This is a genomic window from Leptospira broomii serovar Hurstbridge str. 5399 (assembly GCF_000243715.2).
GTDB lineage: Bacteria > Spirochaetota > Leptospiria > Leptospirales > Leptospiraceae > Leptospira_B > Leptospira_B broomii.
This window is the reverse complement of sequence record NZ_AHMO02000008.1, coordinates 2,265,106-2,287,609: the sequence shown is the minus strand read 5'-3', so window position 1 is coordinate 2,287,609 and position 22,504 is coordinate 2,265,106. Positions and strand designations below refer to the sequence as shown.

Here is a 22,504-nt window from a genome sequence, read left to right as displayed (position 1 = left end):
CTCTTCTCCGCGCTGACAGGTTTGAGTTATAAATTAGATTTTAAATAAATTGTATGTCGAGCAAATTTAGTGAGAAGAGGCCCTTTTTTCCCTTTACAGAATGGATTAACGGCGCAATAGAAGAACCACTCACTTAAGTCGCTATTTTCTTTTTAATAATATTCGCCATAACTATTATTCCAAAAGGAACTAACACCGCCTGAATAGGCATGGCAGTAAGAGTAAATCGATAATCCACAAAAAAAACTAAATGAACAAATAGAATGGATAAATAAGCCGAAGGGAGAATAAATTTTTTATGTTTGATTAGCCGAATTAAACCCACTAGCAAAAGCAAACTGATCGAGATCCTATAGAAATATTGAGAAATCAGCAATGGATGCTGATAATAATTTCCGAGCGGCCTTGGACCTCCAGCCCCAACAAACCATAGCATAAGCTTTTTATATAGGTTTGTAAAAACTAATTCCGGATTCTTTTTATATATTTGCATGAGGTAATTAGCCATCTCCTTGCTATTTACGTCCAACTTAGATTCCGCTACAAACGTTACCCAATGTCGAGTATATGTTCCTTGCGAATACGGATTATTTCCGATCACGAAATTCACTTGAGAGTTATTCGTAGCAATCAGGCTGTCGTCTTGTCCTCCGAGAAATCGTGGAGATAAGTAAGAGAAGCAAAATAAAAGCGCGATCAAGATAAGTTGGGCTTTTCTAAGAATGTTTCCGTTACGAGATTCGAAGCAATAGCCAGCCAAAAATACCAAGAACACTAAGGGAAACCAACTTCTAAGTAATGAAAAGCAAATACCAGCGAAGACCGTAATTAGAATTTGTAATATAATATATTTTATACCGCTCTTACGGAGTGCCACCAGATTTATGTAAATGAATATCGAGAATAGAGGATTAAATAAATTTTCGTTCCATAGCTGATTTGAAAAAGAAACATAATGACTTGAGGTAAGGTAAAATACTCCTGCTGCTATACCTGCAAATTTAGATTTTATAAATATTCTTGCTGTCTCGATTGAACAAAATAGCCCAAGCATGCCGATCAATGCCAAAAGTATTTTGGGAATTAACTGACCGATTCCGAAAATTTTAAAGCAGGCAAAAAGGAAATAGCTCATACCTGGGCTAAATCCTAAATTGGGTCTAATTCCATTTTCGTAGAGATTAATTGCCGACTCATAAAAAGTTTTAGGATCATCTCCGCTCTGTAATAACCCATCATCAAATTGCAAAGCAAGTAATCTTTGCAGGAGACCTAATAAAACTATTAAACCCACAAGAATCGCATATTTTTCATTCAGTATTCTGGCTACTCGGCGGCTTAATTCTTGGATAAAACTTCCCTTAAATACCAAAGCAATCGAAAATATTACAAGGAAAGCGATAATAACGTTCCTTTTACGCGAATCATAAAAAACGTCGGGTATATCGCGAAGCATTAAAGCCATACTTATAGAAATGAGCACCAACGCCGTCGTTACTATTTTATCGTCGAATAGCAGATTGAATTTGCTTAGAAATTTAAGAGTAACAAGAATAAGACTGATCCAAACTCCATAACCCAGTAGAAAATAAAATGAATCTCGGTAAATCCATTTTGTAACCAAGGGTGGATCGACGCTCATTGCCTGAATACTTGCGTTTATAATATTTGATTGCTCTGAATTCAAAAACCTGAAGAGCGCTGTAACTATAATGGAAAATAAAAATAGTGTTATGATTTTGGAAAATAATTTTTGAAGGAATTGAACTGTCACTCTATCTCCGGAAAATATATCGAAGGGTATTCTACTTTTCATGTTTAGCGTTTGCAGCGGTGCCTGAAACTGTTCGCTTCTTTTCTAATTCCGGATCAAATCCTAATACTTTCGCCTTTATTAGCTCCGCATCTCTTTGTTCGGAAGAAGCTACTCGAAGCAATTCCGATAACCTGAAATGAGCAAATCCGAGACGTTCATCATTTTTTACAACGTTTCGATAGCTTTCAATTGCATGATCAAGACGACCTAATTTTTCGTAAATCCGTCCGCGTAAAATCCAGGCTTCGATATTATTGGGATCATCCGAAATTATTTTATCAAGGCCGAGTACAATAGAATTCGGATCTTCGCCTACTATATATTTCGTCCGATACATCCAGATTGCCGATTCAATTCGAGTTGGGTTTTTAGAGTAATCCTCCTCAAATAGTTTCAAAGCCATTTTGAGATTATTTGAAAAGAAATACGTTTTTGCGAGCATCAGCCTAACAAGCAAATAATCCGGATGTTCTCTATAAAGTTTCTCAAAGGAAAATTTGGATTCAGTCAACTGTTTAGATTGGAATTGAGCTAGTGCCTGTTTATAACTTTCGTGTAACTTACTTGAATCATCTGAACAGCTCCAAAAAAAGGAAAATAGGAAAAAGTAAGATAAGAGTTTCACTATATAGTTCACAAAAAGAAGAAATTATCGTACGTCCTTTTTCCGTCAAACCTATTGATCCGATGTTAAACGTAAATTATCTCCATTTTTTCAATTAAAGGAAAAGTGGGCCACTTCCATTATTTCTCTTGGCAGAGAGTGAAAATACCTAAGTATCGTTTTGATATTCTTTCAAAAGGATTGATTCGATGTTAACCGGAATCAGCGTAAAGTTAAAGGAAACGGTCTGAAATCAGTTAGCCGAAATTAAAGAAATCATCCAAGAAAAATCGGAAATCGAAAGCTGGACAAATCCTAAATTTCAGGCAGGTTTGAAAATGTTTAGCTTTGCAAGTCTTTTGAATAGTATCAATTAGTTTCATGGGTTTACACTTATGATTTAAACAAAAATGCTTCGATCGAGAACCTCTAAGCCTAAAAAAAAATTAGCAGGCTGCTTTATTGCTTTTCTCATCTCCCGCAAAATATCTTCGTTGTTAACTTCCTTTGGGGACCCCTGCCTATGCTCGTATGTTCTCTCTGGTATTTCTCATTTATTTTTTTAAATGGAAAAGAAAAACAAGCAGCAAAGACGGCCCTTGCGTTACTATCATTGAACAGTCTTTCTATTCCTTTAGCGGGAATAGTCGCATCTTAGCTTCCCTTGGGAGCGGCTACTCTCGTTCCTAAATTGCTCGTACTCCTTTGGGTCTTACTCCCCCAAGCGGGAACGGAACGTTGAAAACCAGTAAAATTAACAAATACAGCAAAAAAGCCGTCTTTGCGTAATATGCTTTTCTTCCCGCTTCGAGCTCGCCAGTTCCAAACTCTTGGTTCTGATTCGACGTAAGGCCGGTATCTACCTGATAATATTTTGCCCAAATATTTCTTCCGGTAAAAAAATCCATCTGCATAAAAATATTCACAATTACATAACCGAATACAACTAGATAAATTACTATTCTGTTTAAAGTCATATGTATCTCTTCAATGATTCATTTTAAAACAGCGGAATCCATTTGGCTTGAATGATACCGGCATCATGTACCCAAAATTTTTTAACCGCGTCGGAATCATTCAAGCGGATTCCCTACAATTCGGATATCATAAATACAGTTCGAATCTGTTCCAGGTTCTATCTCATATGTACACTAATTTTTCGGTCCGATCTATTAAGGCAAATACGCGGGTTAATCGCGCGATACAAATTAAAGTTTTGATCGTTGCAAAGGAAATGCACTGCTATGAACGTCTATGAAAGAAAGCCGCAAATGAAAGCAAAATGAAAAAATTACTTATCGCAATCTGCATTTTGATTACCGGCATCTCATTTTGGTGGGCTATAACCTCATCTCAGAGCGACTATCATAAGATAGACAACATTGATTTTTCATATGCCACCTTGATTTTAAACAGCCCGAATCCGGAGCGACTTTCGGAATTCTATCGAAACGCCTTAGGAGCTCAAAGATCTAAGGAAGAGGCAGTATGGAGTTTAGACGGATCAATCAAGTCGGTTATATCTCTTAGAACAGCAGGCTATGACGAGCAAGGACCGTTATTGACCATCCTAAAAAGTGATAAATCGAATATCGAATCGCCTTTGCCGAATGATTTAGGTTACGCTCATATTTGCTTTGAGAGCGATGATATCCCCGGTTTGATCGAACAAATCTTAAAAAACGGCGGTAAAATACTCAGTTCATTCAAAGATTTGGAAAAAGTTCCCGCGGCATACGCAACTGATCCGGATGGAAATGTTTTCGAGATCCATCTACCATTTCCTGCGCCAGTAACTCCGCGCACAATATATCGATCGTTAAATTCGTTAGTACGGATTAGCTTCAAGTTGGCACCCGCGAAAGTCGACGCAATACGATTTCTTCACGTAAATATTAATTCAACAGATTGGATTAAGACAATGAATTTTTATACTAAAGCGTTGGGGACTTCCGCTACAGGATTCGAAAGGAATTACAGAGGGGAATTCATCGAAAATCTAACCGGCATAAACGGGGCTGTAGTGCGTGGTCGGCATGTTGAATTACCCGGTTATAGCGAAGGAGGTCCAACTTTCGAAATTTTCACTTATAACAAATCGTCCTCAAAAAAACCGCGTACGATGACCGAAATGGGGTTCGTTGCAACCGGCTTTCAAGTGCAAAACCTTGATACCGCAATAAAGAAAATAATCAGCGAGGGGGGAACTCTTGTGAGCCGAAGGGGAAGTCAATCTGCAATACTCAAAGATATCGACGGCAATATACTGATCTTAGCACCAAAAAATAAATTTTTGAGAATTAATCGATGATAAACAATCTACCTAGCAAAATGAAAGCACTTCGTCAACTCGGACCTTTGCCCGAAGAGGCGCTTTTAAATCCGGACAAAATAAGAAACTATATTACGATTACTGAAATAGATATTCCGAAACCGGGGCCGGGTCAGGTTCTTGTAAAAGTTAATAGAGGATCAATGAATCCTAACGATCTTTACCATATCAGGGGAGTCTATAGTTCGACTTTGGATTATCCTTATCCTCGTGGAGTTGGATTCGAAGGGGCTGGCGTGGTAGTCGCGGCTGGCAGAGGCATTATCGGTCGCTTGAGAATCGGTAGGCGCGTAGCTTTATATAGTAAAAATGGTGTCTTTGCCGAATACGTTTTAGCAGACGCATTGAAGTTAATCGTACTTCCAAACGACGTGCAATTTCAAGAGGCAGCATCGTCTGTCGCCAATCCAATCACAGGTGTCGGAATGGCAAAGTGGGCCAAGGCTTCCGGATCTAAATATTTTTTCATTACGGCTGCAGCCGGTGCAGTTGCCCGAATGACGATGCGTGTTGCCCATAGTTACGGATTGAAAAGCATCGCTATCGTTCGTAGGGAGGAGCAAGCTATTATCTGCAAGGAAGAAGGCGCTTCATACGTGCTTAATCAAGCGGACCCTGATTTCGAATTGCAACTTACCGAATTATGCAAAAAAGTAAATTGCGCATACGGCTTTGACTGCATAGGCGGAGAGATGCCTTTAATTCTGATTCGCTCAATGCCTCAAGGATCGACATTATGTATGTACGGCTATTTCAATACCGGGCCTATGCAATTCGAAGCCCAAAAATTGTTCAACGGCTGGAAAGTGGAATTCTTCGAATCCGAATACTACGTAAAATCTCTATCTCTATTCGCCAGATTTCGACTATCGCGAGAAGTCATCAATAATGTAAATGGAATTTTTAAGCCTAAGATTCGGAAGCAATTCAATTTGGCTCAAGCGGCAGAAGCTTACGCTTATTATAACCGACACATGACCGACGGGAAGATTCAAATTGTCGTAAATGAAAATCTATGATCAATTATTTCGGTGTTTAGCTTTTAGAAATGAAGTATGCGATATAACGAAACGATAATCTGACGGAAACTTTTACATTTAGACGTTATTTATTTGTTAAGGAGAAAATGGCACAACATCGACGACAAAAATTTTGACTGATTGAATGCATCAAATTAGTCTATACTTGATCGATGGTAATCGAATGCCTCGTATTTCTGCGATTATGCGAATGGCAGTTCAAAGATAATCTATTCTATCTCCAAGTTTTTGTCGCCATAACTAGACAATTCACCGTTTAAAAAGATGAATTTTAAATATATTTAAAATTCATCTTGAGATCGAATCGAAATATCGGCTCATTGCTTTAAATAGAATGCCGAAAAGCTGGTGGTCACCCACTCCTTTGATAAGTCCGTAAAAGCCCTCGTGAGCCATTACTATAAAATGTGCCGCTTCATTGGTATTAATCTCTTTTTTTATATATCCCGCCTTCTTAGCCCGTGTTAGAAATTTTTCCAGTTCATCGATCCACAACTTAAGAGCTGCCTGAAGACGAATCTTAAAACCCTTATCCACAGGCGACATTTCCTGTACTAGGTTATTCAACGGGCAACCGAACTTAAGAATCTCGGGCTTCGCATCGCCGATATGACGCTGCATGAGCTCCATAATTCCTATAATGGGATTTTCATACTCCTCAAGCGGCTTAACCCAACGATCGACGATAAGAGATGTTAAAACCTCGTCAACGACCGCATAACCTAGCGCAAGTTTGGTAGGGAATTGATGATAAAAGGCGCCTTTAGTCAAGGAAGTTTGCTCTACAAGGTCATCCATGCTAGTGCCCTGAAAACCGTATTTAAAGAAATTCATAAAAGCAACTTCTAGAATTTGCTTTCTTGTAATTTCAAGATTACGGGATTTCTTCAAAGTAGCCTTGGTTTCTTTCATGGCCGAATACGCTTTAATTCAATAACGAATCGATTAAATTCAAGTGCAACAAAAAATATATCGATAAAAAATTTTGTTTACAACATACCAATTAGTATGTAAATCTATTCCGACTTACGGTTTTCGAAGAATAATTTTAAAACCGACGATTACGATATTGGAGATATTATGTTACCGATCAATTTAATGGCTGTTAGTTTAGCCGCTCTCGCGGCGTTCATCCTCGGGTTTTTATTTCATGGGCCTCTGTTCGGGAAACTTTGGATGAAATTGGCCGACGTTCATCCGACCGGAAATGAAAAATTTTCCGATATGGTACCTCAATTATTGTGGAACCTATTATCGAATTTTATCACTGCTTACGGACTGGCCGTAATTTATTTGTTTGCATCTTCCTCTCCTTTCCTGAGCGGCGTTGGAATTTGGAGAGGTGTCATTTGCGCTCTTTGGGTTTGGTTCGGCTTTTTAGTAACTGCTACTTCGATCGAAGTTATTTGGATGGGCAGAAAAGCTAAGTTATGGTTATTCGAATGTGCTTGCTCATTTGTTGTAATGGCGGCAATGGGAGCCATTATCGCCAGTCTGTAATTACGTTTGAAACAATGTAAGTTTCCTCGAAACTTTCATAGATAACATAAGTTTAAAGACTCGAATTCGGGAAAATTCTATCGAAATATCCTTAACCCTGGTTGCGGTTTGGAGTAAGGATACGGATATTTCGATGGTTAATTCGGCAGGATAGCAGAGAGAATTTTATAAAGTTTTCCCTAAATTCGTTTAAAGAGTTTATGAAGAAATCGAAAAGTTGAGAAATTTCTCCTTAGACAATTTTTGATTCACAAAGGCTTGCTTCAAGGAGTCTCGGTTGGGCTGTCAGTCGATTCTGCTCCAATATACGAATTATGGGAGTAATATATGTATCAATCTTAATATTTAAACATCAAAATATTCTATATTAATTGTATTTTTAATGGAAATATATATTAGGATCCTTCGAAAAGACCTTCCATCCTAAAATTCCTTCACCCGAAATTCATATTTATCTATCGGAGGATTGTACATCGTAATAGCTATATGCATTTTGACCGTCTTGCGTTATCGTCTTTCCAAGTCGACCGAGATCAAACTGAGTTCCGATACTCCCAAAGACATAAGATTTTGCGCTTAAATTACGTAACGAGGAGAAAAACATTAGAACGAGAATCGTTTTACATTTGGTTTGCTTCATTTGTGATCCCAAAATTCCGCATTCGAAACGCTACCGGACTCAATGGGAGATGATTTTATAGGTAAGACTTCCTAACCTTTGTATTCAGTATTCATTCTTGCACGATTCCGAAGGATATTCTAAAATTATTAATGTAATCCTGAATCGAATTCTTGTTTCGTTTTATTTGTTTGCGCATAAATCCTTTCCCTATTCGAATTAAGAAGAGGGTAACATAACCGGAAATGTTCCGCTTGAACGATATCGGTATCTTATAAATTTTTCAGCAAAGACGACGAAATTTAATTAACTCCTGAAACTCCCGGACTACTGCAGAATCGGAGCGCGACGAATAAACCGTTACATCAGGTATCGCAAGAATAGAAGTGAAGACTATCGAAGCGTTACGAAAATTATAATTCTTTTGAATAATCGTCCCGGACCCGATTGCGTCAAAAAAGTCTTGATTTCTTAAACATTATTTTATGGCACGATCAAGGGCAAAAATAAGAACAAGTATGATCCCATAAGCGATTATTTCACCTGTATTGCACAAACAAAAGCCTTGCGGACCTTCGTTTCGGGCCATTTGCTCCTTCCCATTGAACTTTTAAAGAAATCATAAAGTCATCCTACTGATTTTAAGAACCGGAGAAGAATCGGAAAAAGCTGATCGAATCCGGATTTGATAGACTTTTTGCAGAATTCAATAAGAGGAGGATCTAAAAATAAGCTCTAATCGTCCGTAAATCCCGGGACTAAGCCCCGGTTTTTTGAGGATAAACTATGAACGAGCAAGTTCCTTTTTTTCAAGCCGTATCGGGTATAATTCCGCATATTCCAAAAATCTTTCTGATCGATTTTTTAAGATACTTCTTATCTGCGAGTATCGTCTTTACCGTATTGTACGTTTGGAAGCATCCTTTCCAGCATAGAAAAATCCAAGATAGGATCGCCAAATCGTCCCAGTTTAGAAAAGAGTTTTTATATTCCGTTTCTTCGGTGATAGTATATACGCTGGTAACTTTTATCGTCCTCACTCTAAAACAATACGGTTATTTTAAATTTTATGATAAAGTGGAAGATTACGGTTGGGGCTATTTAATTCTTAGCGTAATTCTTATCCTAACGATTCAGGACTTTTATTTTTATTGGACGCATCGCCTGATGCACACTCGCTTGTTCTTTAAAACGTTTCATAAAGTTCATCATGATTCTATCACACCGTCACCCTGGACTGCCTATTCCTTTAGTCCCTGGGAAGCGTTAATACACGCAATGATCATGCCGATTGTCGCGTCCTTATTTCCGGTTCATACGATAGCGCTCGTGATCTTTATGACATTTCAAATAATCAGAAATGTTTTAGGTCATAGCGGTTATGAGATGCTTCCCAGTTGGATTATATCGAACGGAATTTTGAAACATATCAACACAAACACTAATCACGATATGCATCATCAATATTTTAGATATAACTTCGGACTTTATACTACGATTTGGGATTCCATTTTCGGAACCGTCCATCCCGACTATGAGAAGACATTCAGAAAAATAACGGAACGTAAACCGTTGAATGTTCAGCAGGAGCTGAAAGCCTGATTTGATAGGTCTATCAAGATGTGGAACGTAGTGATTGTAGGAGTTTTAAGTTTGCTTAGTTTTAATTGTCAACTAACACAAAGATATTATCGCGCGCAGGGAATATTGGCGGGCGAGAAACGGGACTTCCTTGTTGATAGCGGAGCGGCAGCAGTGCGACTTCAGAATACGCCACCTGGCAGTGTAGCTATTCCATCGATGGAAGAACTTTCCTTGTTAGTAAAACAATACTCTCCGGACTACGCTACTATCCGGTTATTGCAAGCAATATACTCCGATAGTTTCCAAGCAAAATACCAGAAGAAGTATTTTGATCTCGTAAAACAACTTAGAACAAAGGCTCCAACAAAACGGGATCTTACAAAGCTAGAGAAATACCAAATTCTTTTTGTTCCTGGCTTAGCCTATCGTCTCGATAAATCTACGGGTGCCGATTTTTCCAGACAGCGCAATTGGTTCGGAAAAAGCGGTATTACGTCAAGCCTAATTGAAACCGATGAGTTGGGTCTCGCGAAGGACAACGCGATAAGAATAAAAGAATATATAGCGCTACATTCCGACGGACGCAAAGTAATAATTGTCAGTGCCTCTAAAGGCAGTCAGGACGTTTTGGAGTATTTTGCCATTGCCTCGCCAGAAGAAATTAAACATGTACACGCCTGGGTCAATATCGGAGGAATCAACCGCGGAACATTGCTTGCAAATGAATTTTGTAAATTTCCAAAATCGCTGTTACCGATAATTATGTTAGGGTTTCGTGGCCGTTCCGCTGCGCTTGTACGAGATTTACAAAGACTAGAGCCCTCAGACGGTTTTTTAGCTCAACGTGTCCCGAAGACTCTTAAAGTGATTCATTTCCAAGGAATATTATTCGACTCGCAAGTGAACGAGGAGATTCATTCTCGTTATAGGAAATTATCTCAGTTTGGGCCGAATGACGGGCTGACACTAACGGTGGATTCTATTGTTCCGAAAGGAATTGTCATCACTGAGATCGGACTCGATCATTATTTTCGCGATCCTGAAATAGATACTAAAACAGCGGCCCTTGCCTTACTAGCTGTAGGGGACTGAAACAAATATCGTTCGCTTCAGCTTATTCATAAAAGAAACTTTAAGAAAGAAATTAAGGAGTTCAAAATGAAAACATTCTCCGTATTTTTAGCCTGCATTACGATTTCTTGTGCCGGAATAGAGAAACTAAAATTTTCGAAAATTTATGCGAGAGCAGGATGGCAATATCCGGAGCAGGTTGTAGAAATCCTTGAAATAAAACACGGACAATTCATCGCAGATTTAGGAGCAGGATCCGGGTACTTCGCGAAGTACTTTTCAGACGCAGTCGGTGAAACCGGAAGAATATATGTGAATGAAGTCGATCCTGAATTAGTATTAAAGCTTCAAAATAAATTTCATGATCGAGATCCTAATAATGTCCGGGCAATTCTCGGAAATCAAGCAAGCGCTAACTTACCGGAAAAAGTAGATTTGATATTTTCCTGCAACACCTATCATCATTTAGAAAATCGGCCCGCATATTTTTCGGAATTGAAAAAATATCTGAAACCAGGCGGAAGAATTGCAATCATTGATCACAAGGATAACCTCACAGGAATATTAAGGATCTTCGTCACAAAGGGACATTGGTCTTCGGTGGAAATGATGCAAAAAGAAATGAAGGAAGCCGGATTTGAGGAAAGCAATAGCTTCGATTTTCTACCCACTCAAAACTTTTTGATATTCAAGCCTATCGGTGAAAAACGAAAATGAAAAACTAAACTCCACTTTTATAGCGTTCTAACTTTTGTTGTCCTAGACAAAGATCGTTCACTTATAAGCTATTAATCCATAATGGTAAGGAGGTAAATTGATAGGTTGATTCGACTCTATTTGAAAATTCGCTTCGTTAGCCCATTCATAAATTTGTAGCGGCTTAGGCCTTATTTCCATCTTAGGGCCTCTCGGCGTATTCGGATCGTAATTCCAGTGAACTAAGCCGGCAATTCCTCCAGGTTTTAAAATACGGTTAGCTTCTTTGAGAAGCGAAACCGGGTCTTCATAATGTAGAAGATTAAAAATCATTACGTAGTCGACGGATTCCGAAAGGAGCGAGGTCCCTTCTCCGATAATATCTTTTTCCGCTATAAAGATGTTCTCCAATCCCTGCAATGCCGATTTTTCTTTAAGATTCCTAACTAACTCTTTCTCGATTTCAAAGGCGATTATTTTGTTTTTCGGATTCTCAGCCAACGGTAGTGTAAAGGTCCCGTAACCGGAACCGAATTCCACTATCGTTCCGACATCGCGAAGCAATTTCATTCTATCCAAAATCAAGGGTACGTCGAAGAGGCTATCCCAATACTCGGCGTCCGGCATTCCACTATCCCTTACTTTCATGTTTTCATAAAAAAACGGGATTGACGGCTGTCAATTAAATATTCAAGTATATATTTGAATATTTGAGGAATTATGAGCACCCTAAGAACTGGACGCGAATTCAAGAGTTTTGTCTATTCCATGTTGGCAAAATACGGAAAAGCGATTTCCGATCCGAAACGGATAGAATTACTGGATCTTTTGGTTCAGTCGGAGAAGAATGTGGATCTTCTAGCAAAGGAAATCGGCATGAGCGTGGCCGCAACCTCTCATCATCTTCAAACCTTAAAAGAAGCGCGTTTGGTTCGAGACAGAAAAGAAGGTAGAAATATTTTCTATCAAATTGAGGATGCGGGTGTTTCGATTCTTGACGCGATTATTTCCGCAGGTAAAGAATTTAATTCTGAAATTAAGGTCGCGATGGATTCCTTTTTTGATTCCGAACAAGAACTAAGCGAACTTGAGTATAAGGATTTTCTAAAAAAGGTATTGGCAAAAGAAATAATACTCATAGATGTACGCCCGTCAAATGAATTTGATTCGGGTCATCTACCCGGATCTATTTCGATTCCTTTGAGTGAACTCAAAGCGAAGATAGATACTCTATCGAAACGAAAGAAGGTCGTCGCTTACTGTCGCGGTAAGTATTGCGTCTTATCAAAAGAAGCGGTCGAGATGCTAAGAAAAAGAGGGTTAAACGCTTATCGCATCTCTGAAGGCCCCCTGGAATTCGCAAACATGGGGATTGAATTAATAAAGGAAGGAGTGAATTAAAATGAAACGGGTCGTCATTATCAGCGTAGGCGCGACCGGAATGATGTAAGAGCTACTTCCTACGCTCTATCCCCGAAAGTTTCATACCCGACTTATTTCCCCTTACGAACTTGAATGTTTCGAAAAGATCGAATTATATCCGCGTGCCAATTAGAGTAGGAATCGCACCGAATCGACTGAATTCGTATCCTACACAACTTTCCGATCAACAATCAGTTGTGTAAAAAAGATATTTCGTTTTCAACAATCAGATCGAAGTCTCGAAAATATCACACATCTCTTTAAAATCGTTTCACATGAATGTTATTAAAATTCGACAAGGTGTACTGAATATCACGTTTCTTCAAGGCCTGGGAGAGTTATTTTTATGAAACTTGTATATACTTAAGTCCCAAAATGACTTTAAACTCCATATTCCGTTAATATTAAGTCAGTGGAATCGATATATTTTCGGAATTTTCTATTAACCAACGATTCTAGATTTATCGTTTTTTCCCCCTTTTTTAAGTCTACACTAACAAGCACGAAATTAAGCTGGGTGTATCCTATCGATAGATAGCCGATAGGATTTATTGAGCAGATTCAAAAGGGCTTTGGAAATATTTTAGGATTTTTCAGCGGGGACGGGGTTATGGAGCGTAGGAAAGCAGATCGGTATTTTTCTGAGGAAATCGGCAAATTCAAAGTTCGCGCTAAAATCGATGAGATCGGAATTAATGGGTTTCTATTCGATATCTCCGAATTGGGAGTCGGTATCGTTACGCAAATGCAGGATGCGAACAGAATATTGGCTGGCTCCAACATTTCCGGATTCGTATTAAGTCCGGATGAAAGAAAAAAAATTCACTTCGAAGGATCAATCGTTAGAAAAGAATTCATTTTACAGGGCGAAATAGAAAAGCTTCTGCTTGGCGTAAAATTTTCCGTCAAAATCTCTTTACCGGATTATTTAACCGTGCATGCACCACCTGTAGGATTTATGGTCGATTAAAATATGACCTTTTTCCTTCCGTATACGCGTTCCTCATTCGATCCTCGCCGAATTTTATTCAATTAGCATCAATCTTCCGTCTTCTCAATAAAACCGCTTCCGCAAACGTATTTAATTGAGAAGTTACGAAGTTAAAGTCCACCTTATCCTTAGTAAAAGTAAATAAAGTGGTCGATTTTTCTTCCAAAATATTATTCACATTTTTGATTGGAACTCGTCCGGCTTTGGTTATGCAAAGAAACATTGCGTGAGGATTTAGCGGAAAAAAGATTAAGTAAGCTCGGTCTTCGAATCGCGCGTCTACCCGGAGGCCCTTACTACGAATGAGCAGCCGGAAGCTTTAGCGGAATAATCACTAACTTTGAAAGGGAATCGATAGGCTTATGAAACCTACAGTTAAAGATTGCTTTCCGGGCGACATGAACCGTATAGTCCGCTATCTTCTAGGGTCTTAACGCGATCGAGTTTACCGTATTCGTATTCCCCGTCGTAGAAATTATCCAACTTCCGGGATCGCCGATAAGCGGTGAAAAAGCGAAATTTTCGTTCGTGCCGGCGGCTACCAATAACCCCGATTTAGGATTAGTAACGAGAGCATTCCAAGTCGTAGTCGTACATCCGCTCTGAATATTTGAAGGCGGATCAATATTCGTACCGCCCGTTGAGGAAAGCCCTAAAATACAAGAAGTACCTAACGCTACAAAAAAACCGGAGATCGGATTATAGACTCCGGCATTAAATCCCGTATTCGCACCAGCCGTCGAAGTTCTCGTCGTCCATGTGACCCCTAAATCATCCGTATAACTCCAACCAGGAATGAAACTCGGGTTGGTTCCATACACGATCAGCCTGGGTCCGGGCCCCGTAGTAATTTTTAGAGGAGAGCTAGTGCTCGAAGAATATGCACCCAAAGAAGTCAAGGAGGAAGAAAATTGGGCCCAACTTCCTCCGTTGGTTGAAGAATAAAATGAATCAATCGTCGAGATAGTAGCATAATACTTGCCAGCTACCGAGATTATCGAAGAAACGAAACCGTTGATAGACGTTGCACCGAAAGAAATCTGGGTCCAAGTCGAAGCACTTGCATCCGATTGTTGAATAAAATGAGTCATAAAAGTAGGATAATTATCCTCTGCTCCGGCGACAAAATTCGAACCGTTATAAGCGACTGAATGCAACGGAGTAGTCATCCCTCCCCCACATGTACTTTGAACCCATTTAAGGCCGTCCGTGCTAGTCCAAATTCCACAACCCACAGTGCTAGAACTAAGACTTCCTACTGCTACAAATTTACCGTTCCCGTATGCGACAGCATTAATTGTAGCGCCACTAGTACCTACGCAATTCGGGAAGAGAGTATTTGCCCGAGCGGTCCATTTTATTCCGTCCGTGGAGGTCCATAAAGTACAGTTGGTCCCGACAGCGACGTACAAACTATTTGAAGATAAAAGTGAAAAAAGGAATCCTCCCGGAGAATTGGGATCGAGCGAGTTTTCCTGGAACTTCATACAAGAAACCGTAAAAGAAAGCAAAATGGAATAAAAAAGAAATTTCATAGCGAATAAGGGAAGGCTATCCTAATTTCTTTTTTATCTAAGTCAAAGAAAAAAAAGAACCCATTCAATTTTATAATGAATTAAAAGCAAAATTGAACGGTTCTATTTCATTCAAAGCTATTGCCTAAAAATAACTGGGATTTCCTTTTCATTGGAATGTAAATATTTTAATGAATTTTGTATGATAATTTTATGGAAATAGCCGGAATGCCTTAGTTATCTCAAATAGTATATTCCTTTCAGAAAAGCGAACGCCCGATTCATCGCGACACGCGATCATCCACATCCGGAGTAAATGCATAAATACTAATAGAGCAAATGTTTCCATCCCGTCATCCATTGCAGCTTAATCTGTTACATCGACAAATCCGAACCGCTCAACGGATTTACGCGTTAAACATTTTTAAGCAGAAGTGCTTGCAATCCTTTACTTTAATGGGAAGATTCTGTCATGATTTCGAAGACAGAGCATCTTGATAAAACTAAGGAACACTGGAAGCAGAGATCGGAACCGGCCTGGGACCGTTTTCAATTCAATCAGCCGTATGAAAAGGGCTTGAAACGGCTCCGAGAAGAGATCCTTGGTAAAACAAATTTCGATCCGGCAACCTTATGGCAATGGGGAACAATGCAGGCAATGGCTGTCATCGGAATTCTAAAGAACGTGGAAAAGCAATTCGGCACGGAAGGCCAAGCCGTTATCTATGATAGTCTCCGTGAAATCGGGCATGATATTGGTGTGCAAATTATTAAAGGCACAACGATTCCGAATGATATGACTGATTCTGAATGGATAAGTTTTTATGCGACCGTTATCAATCGTATCGCTTATGCCTCCCTTGAATCACCTGCCATCGAGGATGAAAGTCGAGCGAACTTTCACATCGATTGGTGTCCACACCAAGATCACTACGGAGCGATGGATTGTAGAGTACAACGATATTTCGTGCAGGGTATGTTAGATGCGGCTATAGAATTTATGAAGACGCAAGGAAGGACCGGGAATTGGGACGTAATGTTCAAGAGCACAATTCCGGCAGGAGCGGAAACTTGCTATTTTCATGTGGAAAAAAACAGCGCCGAAGCCGGTGCGCGTTGGGAGAAATACACTCGGCTTCTAGAAACGAAAGCTTTGCGAGCAGCTCAAGCAAACCCTAATAATGATTAGACTAATTTTCCACAATTAGACTCCGCTACGGATATTGCCTAACATTAAACACGGACTTCTTCGTTCGTTTATTAAAAGAAGATCTTAAACGATTTTCTCACAAGATCACCCAGTTTCTGTATTCAATCCAAGAATTGCTCATAAAGCAAACTATCAGCATACTAACGGGTCGAGCGGACCGGTTAGTCGGTTTAACGCATACTCATTGATACCTCGTACCTTAGGCGATTCGATTAAGTGGGTAACGCGTAGCATCGGAGATGAGGAAATGAGAGTACGAAATAAGATTTTTACGGAAAGAAATTTATTTGCCGTACTCTTTATGGATAATCTATTTTAAACGGAAAGAAGCAAATGGACTTCTTATTTACGACCCTGCGCCCGATCTAAATCCTTTAATTCTTCGAGTTTCTGAAAGATTAAGGACCTGACATGATCTGCTGCCGACGGTTGATTGAGCGCATGAACTGCCCAATTGTAACTTATAACCAAGGCTAAAAGCTGATCGGATAACTCGGAAGACTTGGCCGGCGAAAGTTTCGATTTCTTTAATTCGTGTTTAAGAAATTGCCGAAAAGTTTGAAACAAACGCTTGATTTCCGCGTCGATTCTCTCGGGTAGCGAAGCTCCTTCGATGGAAATCCGGCCAAAGAAACATCCTCCCGGAAAAACCTTTCGATCAACATAACTCAACCAATTTTCGCAAAAAGCGACCACACGCTTATAACCCGAATCAATTTTTGCAATAGGCTGGATGACCTCACGAGTGAAAATCTCGGCAGCAAATTGAATCGTGCTCATTTGCAGATCTACTTTTGATCCAAAAGATCCGTGAAGACCTGCCTTGCTCATCCCTGCGGCAGTTGCCAACTTCCCGATCGTCAGATCATTCAGTCCATGTAATGACGCATAATTAGCGGCCAGTCGAAGGATTTCAAGTTGGGTCTCATTTTTTTCCATAATTCGCTGTAATTTCGAAAGGAGTTCTAAATTACATCTCTGGATTCTTTATGCAGAGGCGAAATAAAAAATTCCATGGCCGCCTTTATTCTACTTTACGAACGTTCGTACGTTTTTATTCTACTCCAATGGAACCAAAATTTCTTCTCATTTTCGCAACCACTATCGGCGCCATCATGGCCACTTTAGTTATTCGGGACATAATTCTAACCAAATCCGGTGGAAATAGGACTAAGCTTCTTCAATCCCTTTTGCTGATTCACGGCTATAGATTTGTCGGTTTAAGCATGTTTATACCTGGAATCACCTCCCCAAGTATGCCCGCCGACTTTTCGATACCCGCCGCTTGGGGAGATTATATCGCCGCAATTCTGGCAATTTCGTCTTATCTGCTTTTGGGAAGGAAAATAAAAGTTGCGATTCCGCTCGTTTGGTTTTTTAATATTTGGGGATTCGTAGATCTCCTGTATGCAAGTTATCAAGCATTAACGCTTCATATTTCGCCCCTAATGGGTTTTATGTTCTATATTTTTACAGGTTATGCGCCGCTATTAGTGATATCTCATCTCGTAATCTTTAAGATCCTTCTTCAGTCTCGAAAGAATTCTCCGGTGGAAAATATCTAAGATGCACAACTGGGAGAAACATTTTCGGAGCTTGGAGCAAATGTACAGTCAGGCCCCGATCAACCGCTTTTTCCAACCTAAGCTTTCCGTTTCAAAAGGATTCGCGGAATTAACGATTGAAATTCGCAATGACTTTCATCACGCGGCCGGTGCAGCTCATGGAGCCGTGTATTTTAAAGCCGTCGATGATGCGGCTTTTTTTGCGGCAAATTCCTTAGAGCCGGATTTTTTTGTTCTTACTTCAAGTATTACTATTTTCTTTTTAAGACCGATTCAATCGGGGACTCTGATTGCGAAAGGGAAAGTAGTTCAGAACTCTAAAACCCTAATCATTGCGGAAAGCAATCTCTTCGATAATCGAGGTAAGGAAATCGGCAGAGGAATCGGAAGTTTTGCTAAAAGCAAAATTCGGCTTACACCGGAAATCGGTTATTTCGCGCCGACTAACGAACAGAAGGAACTTTAAATAAATGTTGAATAAACTTCTTCGCTAAAACTCTTTCGATATTCACTAGGACACCCGGCTTTTTTCGGAAACGGAAGATTTCCGTTTTCGGAATTAGACCGTGAACAAAGTTTCATAGTTTGTTTTAAGTAAGAGCAAGGAGAAGCAACACCGTCAGAGAAAAGGATAGAATGTTATGCGATTTTAAAGAATAGTAACAATCAGCGATTGCATAGCCTTAAATTTTTAAAATCAGAATTTGCGAATTACACTTCTTTAAAATCGCATTAAAATGGGTTTGATCGGTATTCAAACTCGACTTGGCTAAAGTTCCGTAAAAATATGCGTTACTAATTGCATTCAATACGATGACGGTATTTTGCTCCGGAATCCGCGACAAAAATAGCGCCCAATACTGCATTGAAAACGACGTTTTCAGAATTTGCTACTGTCGTAAAAAGTGAGTTAGCGAGAGTTCCGAAAAGATATGCCCTTGGTTGTCGCATTCAAATAAGTTACCGAATTCGTACGTAATCGAGGATATACAATATAGGTCTAAGAATAAGCCTCTGGAAAATTTATCCCTATTTTTATACAAGGAGCGTCTAAACTTAAGTCGCAAAAATTGCGATTCTTATAATCCGAGAGAAGAATTATTTCAAAGACCTCACTGAATTGAAAGTCCCTTTCTATTCCGGCGTAGAACGAATTTTATCCTATTGATTTATTGCAATGAAGTTACACGGCTAAGACGGATATTCATTTCGGCATCGGACGAGATTAAAAAGTGCATAAATAAAGAGCAGTTTAATAAATAAGATTATCGGAACTCCCCACTCCCAATTCTTGAATGACTTTCTTGGAATTTAAATTATTGAAACTTTATGAAAAACACAAAAAAGAATCTATCCCTTCTCATTATAACCTCCATCTATCTATCCTGTTCCGCCTACAATCCGATTCGCATCGCAACGGGAGCAGCAAGTAAATACGTTTGTTCTGGTGTTTTTATTTCTAACTTAGATCCCGATCGGGTGTATGAAGAAACGTTAAGGCCGGCGACTGGAATGGGACTTGTGGATTGGGCTCTTCGATATCGCGTCGATCAAACACGGAAAGAAGTTACGGCAAACTTTGCCGGCGGTTCCGAAAGCAGATCTAGATATCGTGAAGGAATGGGTTGTCTTCTTGCGAACGATATTCCGGAAAATATTTCCGCAAAAAAGGTCACTCTTCCGAATTCCCCGGCAACGTTATCTGAAACCGCATGGCCGGAATTAGTAGAACCTGCTACGGCAGGACTCAGACTAGCTTTGGATCGCGCATTCGAAGAATCTTCGGACACACCGCATAGATGGACTCGTGCAGTAGTAATAATTCATAACGGAAAGCTCATCGCGGAGCGCTATTCTCCGGGTTACTCGATACGTAGCATATTCCCCGGCAATTCCTTAACAAAATCGACAATAAATGCAATCGCCGGTATTCTAGTTAAACAGGGAAAGCTTTCTATTGAAAGTCCGGTTAGAATTTCCGCTTGGCAAAAATCCGAAGATCCGCGATCTAAAATTACGACGGATCAACTTATGAGAATGTCGAGCGGACTGCCCCTCGACGAGCCGTCTTTTCGATTGTGGTTTACGGAATCCAATATGGATTCGTATGCCCAAAGCTTTTCCCTCGAGCAAGATCCCGGCACAAAATGGAATTACAGCAATGCCGGTTATCAAATTCTCTCTCGAATAGTCCGAGATTCTACCGGCCGCGATGCTCAGACTTTTATGGAATTCGTTCATCGTGAATTATTTGCCCCCCTCGGAATAAAAAAAGCCACCCTGACTTTTGATTCTTCCGACATTCCTGTGGGCTCCAACGGAATGTTTGCTAGTGCGCGAGACTGGGCTCTTCTCGGAATGCTATACTTAAATGACGGTTTCGCGGGCCGTAAACGAATTCTGCCGGACGGCTGGCTGAAATACTCAACGATGCAAACACTCGATACTGGTTACGGCGCCGGATTCTGGCTCAACGTCACAGACAATAAGATCCCCCAGTTTGGCATTCGATGGGGTATGCCTCATGCGCCTAAAGATACTTTTTTCGGTCGGGGACACCTGGGTCAATATATCGTTATAATTCCGTCAAAGAAGCTAGTGATAGTTCGCTTAGGAGTATCTCACGGGAGAGGTGGAGAAATAGAAAGTGTAGGCCAACTCGTATCCGATGTAATAGCGGACTTAGAGAAATAGTCCTAATCGAAAAGCAATATGATATTCCAATCAGGAAACCCGTACGACCGATACTCTCCATCGAATTCCGATAGAAAATACTTTTGTTATCCTATTTTGTTCCTGCTTTTCCTTTCAATAATAGTTCCAATTTATCTTTCGGAGGAATCATCTGTTTGTTTTCTTCCGGAGAAGGAGTCAGTTTTTTTTCCACATCCGAAGTGGTTATTCCCGAACAAGGATCTTCTTGGTTAGGTTGCATGTTTTTGATCGCTCGAATCCAGGAACAGGCCATTTTCATATAACCTAGTGCGCTCGGATGTATGCCGTCCGGAGAATAATCAGGGCCCGGTTGTAAGGTATGATGCATGTCTACGAGAGTCATCCTCGCTCTGTTCTCAGGAGGCTGATTGTACCAGTTATTCGAGATGTAATTATTATACTTAAAGATTACTTTATTAACGGTATTATAACCCTCTTTCGGAGGGGAGACCTTAATGATTTGAGCAACGAACACATGGGTCTTTAGATTTTTCTTGAGTAACGTATCTATCAAAGTAAAAAGATTGGCTCCAGCCGCGGAAGCAATTTGGTCTATCTGTGCATCAGTCGGATTCTTAATATTTAATACTTGCCACATGTCATTCGTTCCGGCGTGTACCAACGTTATATCGGCAAAACTGGAATAACTAGCTATAGGCGTCAGTTGTTCAATCGTCCAGCCGGGATATCCGTCATGAGTTTGGGTATTAAACCACCACTGTTGCACATAAGACCCGCCGCTTTGATAACCTTCCGTAGTAAATACGATACCATCTCCCGAAATAGAAAGAAGAGTCATCCATCCGCGATATCCTCCACCCTTTTGCCCTGGGGGCATACAAAGATACTGTCCGATCGGATAGACCGGGCATTTCCAGTCATCAGTAAAGCCGATGCCGTAAGTGATTGAATCTCCGAAGGGACGTATAAGAACAGGATTTACCAATTTATAGGGTGCAGGCTGGGCCCCAACCGACTGACTATAAAATATAGTAACAAGAATAAATACGAGGGTGATCGATTTTTTACATTTCATATTTATTTAATCCTTTTTGCCTGCAACGCTATCTAATTTTTGAACATGATCGTAGCTTCAAATCCATTTGTAAAGTATGGAAAAGCTATTACCGTTAGGATAACGATAAATAAATTATAGATTTTAACGATACTTTCATGGCGATCAGTTTTGTATTTAAGGTGTGAAAATGGCAAGAGTTTTCTAGATAAGCAGCTAATGAAACATACTGCCCGCAAGTTACGCTGGATCTTCGGACGAAGATATCTCGACACCTTTTTCCTATGATTTAAGTAAATCTCGAGGATAGACTTTCCTATTGAGTTTGTCCCGCTCGAGAATACTCACCTTCCGAATTGTTTATTACCAAGCCATTGATTAGTAACAAAGCATCACCGACCAGCTTGCTGTGGAGCGCGTGAAGATTTACTCCCCTAACCTGGACCATCCATCACCTGACGAACTTCGATCGGCATGTTAAGCGGAATACCGCCGCGTCCGGGTCCGGCCGAAGCGCGAGCCGCAAGCTCCAAGGCGCGCTGGGGACTCTTAACGTCGACAATCCAAAAGCCGGCGAGAAATTCCTTAGACTCGGCAAACGGGCCGTCCGTAATCAACGGAGCGCTTTCTTTTCCGGCACGCACGATCTTCGCCTCCTCGGGGCCGACTAGAGCCACGATATCGACCAACTCTCCTGCGTCGGTAAGCTCCCTATTAAATTGACGTAAAAAGTCGAGATGCGCTCTGACGTCCTCCGGCGGCCACTGACCGATGCTGTCGGTTTTCCAGCCCGAGTAAGGCAATTGCATC

Annotated in this window: 22 protein-coding genes; 12 read left to right on the top strand and 10 right to left on the bottom strand. The window is 40.2% G+C overall.

The features are described 5' to 3' along the window. Window positions 1-133 precede the first annotated feature (133 nt). The 3 genes from LEP1GSC050_RS16210 to LEP1GSC050_RS16200 all read right to left on the bottom strand — a co-directional run bounded on the left by LEP1GSC050_RS16210 (window position 134) and on the right by LEP1GSC050_RS16200 (window position 3,397). Window positions 134-1,774, bottom strand: coding sequence for a glycosyltransferase family 39 protein (locus LEP1GSC050_RS16210; protein ID WP_020987508.1), 1,641 nt, complete (start codon window positions 1,772-1,774; stop codon window positions 134-136). A gap of 31 nt (window positions 1,775-1,805) precedes the next feature. Further along, complete coding sequence (locus tag LEP1GSC050_RS16205; RefSeq protein ID WP_020988935.1) at window positions 1,806-2,327, bottom strand: tetratricopeptide repeat protein; 522 nt, start codon at window positions 2,325-2,327, stop codon at window positions 1,806-1,808. 779 nt (window positions 2,328-3,106) lie between these two features. Then, window positions 3,107-3,397: a hypothetical protein gene (locus tag LEP1GSC050_RS16200; protein WP_010568797.1), complete on the bottom strand. Its 291-nt coding sequence runs from the start codon at window positions 3,395-3,397 to the stop codon at window positions 3,107-3,109. A 305-nt stretch (window positions 3,398-3,702) separates the two neighbouring features. Here LEP1GSC050_RS16200 and LEP1GSC050_RS16190 point away from each other — a divergent pair, with 305 nt between their 5' ends. Beyond that, window positions 3,703-4,731: a VOC family protein gene (locus LEP1GSC050_RS16190; protein WP_010568795.1), complete on the top strand. Its 1,029-nt coding sequence runs from the start codon at window positions 3,703-3,705 to the stop codon at window positions 4,729-4,731. Between the two features lie 20 nt (window positions 4,732-4,751). Then, a complete protein-coding gene (locus LEP1GSC050_RS16185) occupies window positions 4,752-5,771 on the top strand; it encodes an alcohol dehydrogenase catalytic domain-containing protein (RefSeq protein ID WP_232225750.1) in 1,020 nt (339 codons plus the stop codon). A gap of 309 nt (window positions 5,772-6,080) precedes the next feature. On the opposite strand, the gene LEP1GSC050_RS16180 is transcribed toward LEP1GSC050_RS16185, so the two are convergent. Beyond that, on the bottom strand, window positions 6,081-6,704 hold the full coding sequence (locus LEP1GSC050_RS16180; RefSeq protein WP_010568793.1) for a TetR/AcrR family transcriptional regulator: 624 nt from the start codon (window positions 6,702-6,704) through the stop codon (window positions 6,081-6,083). Window positions 6,705-6,872: 168 nt separating this feature from the next. Here LEP1GSC050_RS16180 and LEP1GSC050_RS16175 point away from each other — a divergent pair, with 168 nt between their 5' ends. Continuing rightward, window positions 6,873-7,292, top strand: a complete 420-nt coding sequence (locus tag LEP1GSC050_RS16175) for a DUF1761 domain-containing protein (protein ID WP_010568792.1) — start codon at window positions 6,873-6,875, stop codon at window positions 7,290-7,292. A 451-nt stretch (window positions 7,293-7,743) separates the two neighbouring features. On the opposite strand, the gene LEP1GSC050_RS16170 is transcribed toward LEP1GSC050_RS16175, so the two are convergent. After that, a complete protein-coding gene (locus LEP1GSC050_RS16170) occupies window positions 7,744-7,932 on the bottom strand; it encodes a porin OmpL1 (protein WP_010568791.1) in 189 nt (62 codons plus the stop codon). Between the two features lie 765 nt (window positions 7,933-8,697). On the opposite strand from LEP1GSC050_RS16170, the gene LEP1GSC050_RS16165 reads away from it, so the two are divergent. The 3 genes from LEP1GSC050_RS16165 to LEP1GSC050_RS16155 all read left to right on the top strand — a co-directional run bounded on the left by LEP1GSC050_RS16165 (window position 8,698) and on the right by LEP1GSC050_RS16155 (window position 11,283). After that, window positions 8,698-9,513, top strand: a complete 816-nt coding sequence (locus LEP1GSC050_RS16165) for a sterol desaturase family protein (RefSeq protein WP_010568790.1) — start codon at window positions 8,698-8,700, stop codon at window positions 9,511-9,513. Window positions 9,514-9,564: 51 nt separating this feature from the next. Further along, the gene (locus tag LEP1GSC050_RS16160; RefSeq protein WP_010568789.1) at window positions 9,565-10,587 is read left to right on the top strand and encodes a hypothetical protein; all 1,023 of its coding nucleotides are present in this window, start codon (window positions 9,565-9,567) and stop codon (window positions 10,585-10,587) included. A 66-nt stretch (window positions 10,588-10,653) separates the two neighbouring features. After that, window positions 10,654-11,283 (top strand): class I SAM-dependent methyltransferase, encoded by a 630-nt coding sequence (locus LEP1GSC050_RS16155; protein WP_010568788.1) that lies wholly within the window; start codon window positions 10,654-10,656, stop codon window positions 11,281-11,283. Window positions 11,284-11,340: 57 nt separating this feature from the next. On the opposite strand, the gene LEP1GSC050_RS16150 is transcribed toward LEP1GSC050_RS16155, so the two are convergent. Next, a complete protein-coding gene (locus LEP1GSC050_RS16150) occupies window positions 11,341-11,889 on the bottom strand; it encodes a class I SAM-dependent methyltransferase (protein WP_010568787.1) in 549 nt (182 codons plus the stop codon). 93 nt (window positions 11,890-11,982) lie between these two features. Here LEP1GSC050_RS16150 and LEP1GSC050_RS16145 point away from each other — a divergent pair, with 93 nt between their 5' ends. Further along, complete coding sequence (locus tag LEP1GSC050_RS16145; RefSeq protein ID WP_010568786.1) at window positions 11,983-12,663, top strand: metalloregulator ArsR/SmtB family transcription factor; 681 nt, start codon at window positions 11,983-11,985, stop codon at window positions 12,661-12,663. A gap of 631 nt (window positions 12,664-13,294) precedes the next feature. Next, on the top strand, window positions 13,295-13,654 hold the full coding sequence (locus LEP1GSC050_RS16140) for a PilZ domain-containing protein (protein ID WP_010568785.1): 360 nt from the start codon (window positions 13,295-13,297) through the stop codon (window positions 13,652-13,654). A 443-nt stretch (window positions 13,655-14,097) separates the two neighbouring features. Here LEP1GSC050_RS16140 and LEP1GSC050_RS16130 read toward each other — a convergent pair whose 3' ends face one another. After that, window positions 14,098-15,162, bottom strand: a complete 1,065-nt coding sequence (locus LEP1GSC050_RS16130) for a beta propeller repeat protein (RefSeq protein ID WP_156896014.1) — start codon at window positions 15,160-15,162, stop codon at window positions 14,098-14,100. Between the two features lie 499 nt (window positions 15,163-15,661). On the opposite strand from LEP1GSC050_RS16130, the gene LEP1GSC050_RS16125 reads away from it, so the two are divergent. Then, on the top strand, window positions 15,662-16,378 hold the full coding sequence (locus tag LEP1GSC050_RS16125; RefSeq protein ID WP_010568782.1) for a hypothetical protein: 717 nt from the start codon (window positions 15,662-15,664) through the stop codon (window positions 16,376-16,378). A 363-nt stretch (window positions 16,379-16,741) separates the two neighbouring features. On the opposite strand, the gene LEP1GSC050_RS16120 is transcribed toward LEP1GSC050_RS16125, so the two are convergent. Further along, a complete protein-coding gene (locus LEP1GSC050_RS16120) occupies window positions 16,742-17,338 on the bottom strand; it encodes a TetR/AcrR family transcriptional regulator (protein ID WP_010568781.1) in 597 nt (198 codons plus the stop codon). Window positions 17,339-17,514: 176 nt separating this feature from the next. On the opposite strand from LEP1GSC050_RS16120, the gene LEP1GSC050_RS16115 reads away from it, so the two are divergent. From LEP1GSC050_RS16115 to LEP1GSC050_RS16100, 3 genes are all read left to right on the top strand, one after another. Next, window positions 17,515-17,964, top strand: coding sequence for a hypothetical protein (locus tag LEP1GSC050_RS16115; protein WP_232225747.1), 450 nt, complete (start codon window positions 17,515-17,517; stop codon window positions 17,962-17,964). A 40-nt stretch (window positions 17,965-18,004) separates the two neighbouring features. Then, entirely contained in the window at window positions 18,005-18,430 is a 426-nt protein-coding gene (locus LEP1GSC050_RS16110) for a PaaI family thioesterase (protein WP_020987407.1), read from the top strand. 863 nt (window positions 18,431-19,293) lie between these two features. After that, window positions 19,294-20,658: a serine hydrolase domain-containing protein gene (locus LEP1GSC050_RS16100; RefSeq protein WP_010568777.1), complete on the top strand. Its 1,365-nt coding sequence runs from the start codon at window positions 19,294-19,296 to the stop codon at window positions 20,656-20,658. A 91-nt stretch (window positions 20,659-20,749) separates the two neighbouring features. Here the strand turns inward: LEP1GSC050_RS16100 and LEP1GSC050_RS16095 are convergent, their stop codons facing one another. Continuing rightward, a complete protein-coding gene (locus tag LEP1GSC050_RS16095; protein ID WP_010568776.1) occupies window positions 20,750-21,715 on the bottom strand; it encodes a GDSL-type esterase/lipase family protein in 966 nt (321 codons plus the stop codon). A 413-nt stretch (window positions 21,716-22,128) separates the two neighbouring features. Beyond that, window positions 22,129-22,503: a YciI family protein gene (locus LEP1GSC050_RS16090; protein ID WP_232225743.1), complete on the bottom strand. Its 375-nt coding sequence runs from the start codon at window positions 22,501-22,503 to the stop codon at window positions 22,129-22,131. Window position 22,504 lies beyond the last annotated feature (1 nt).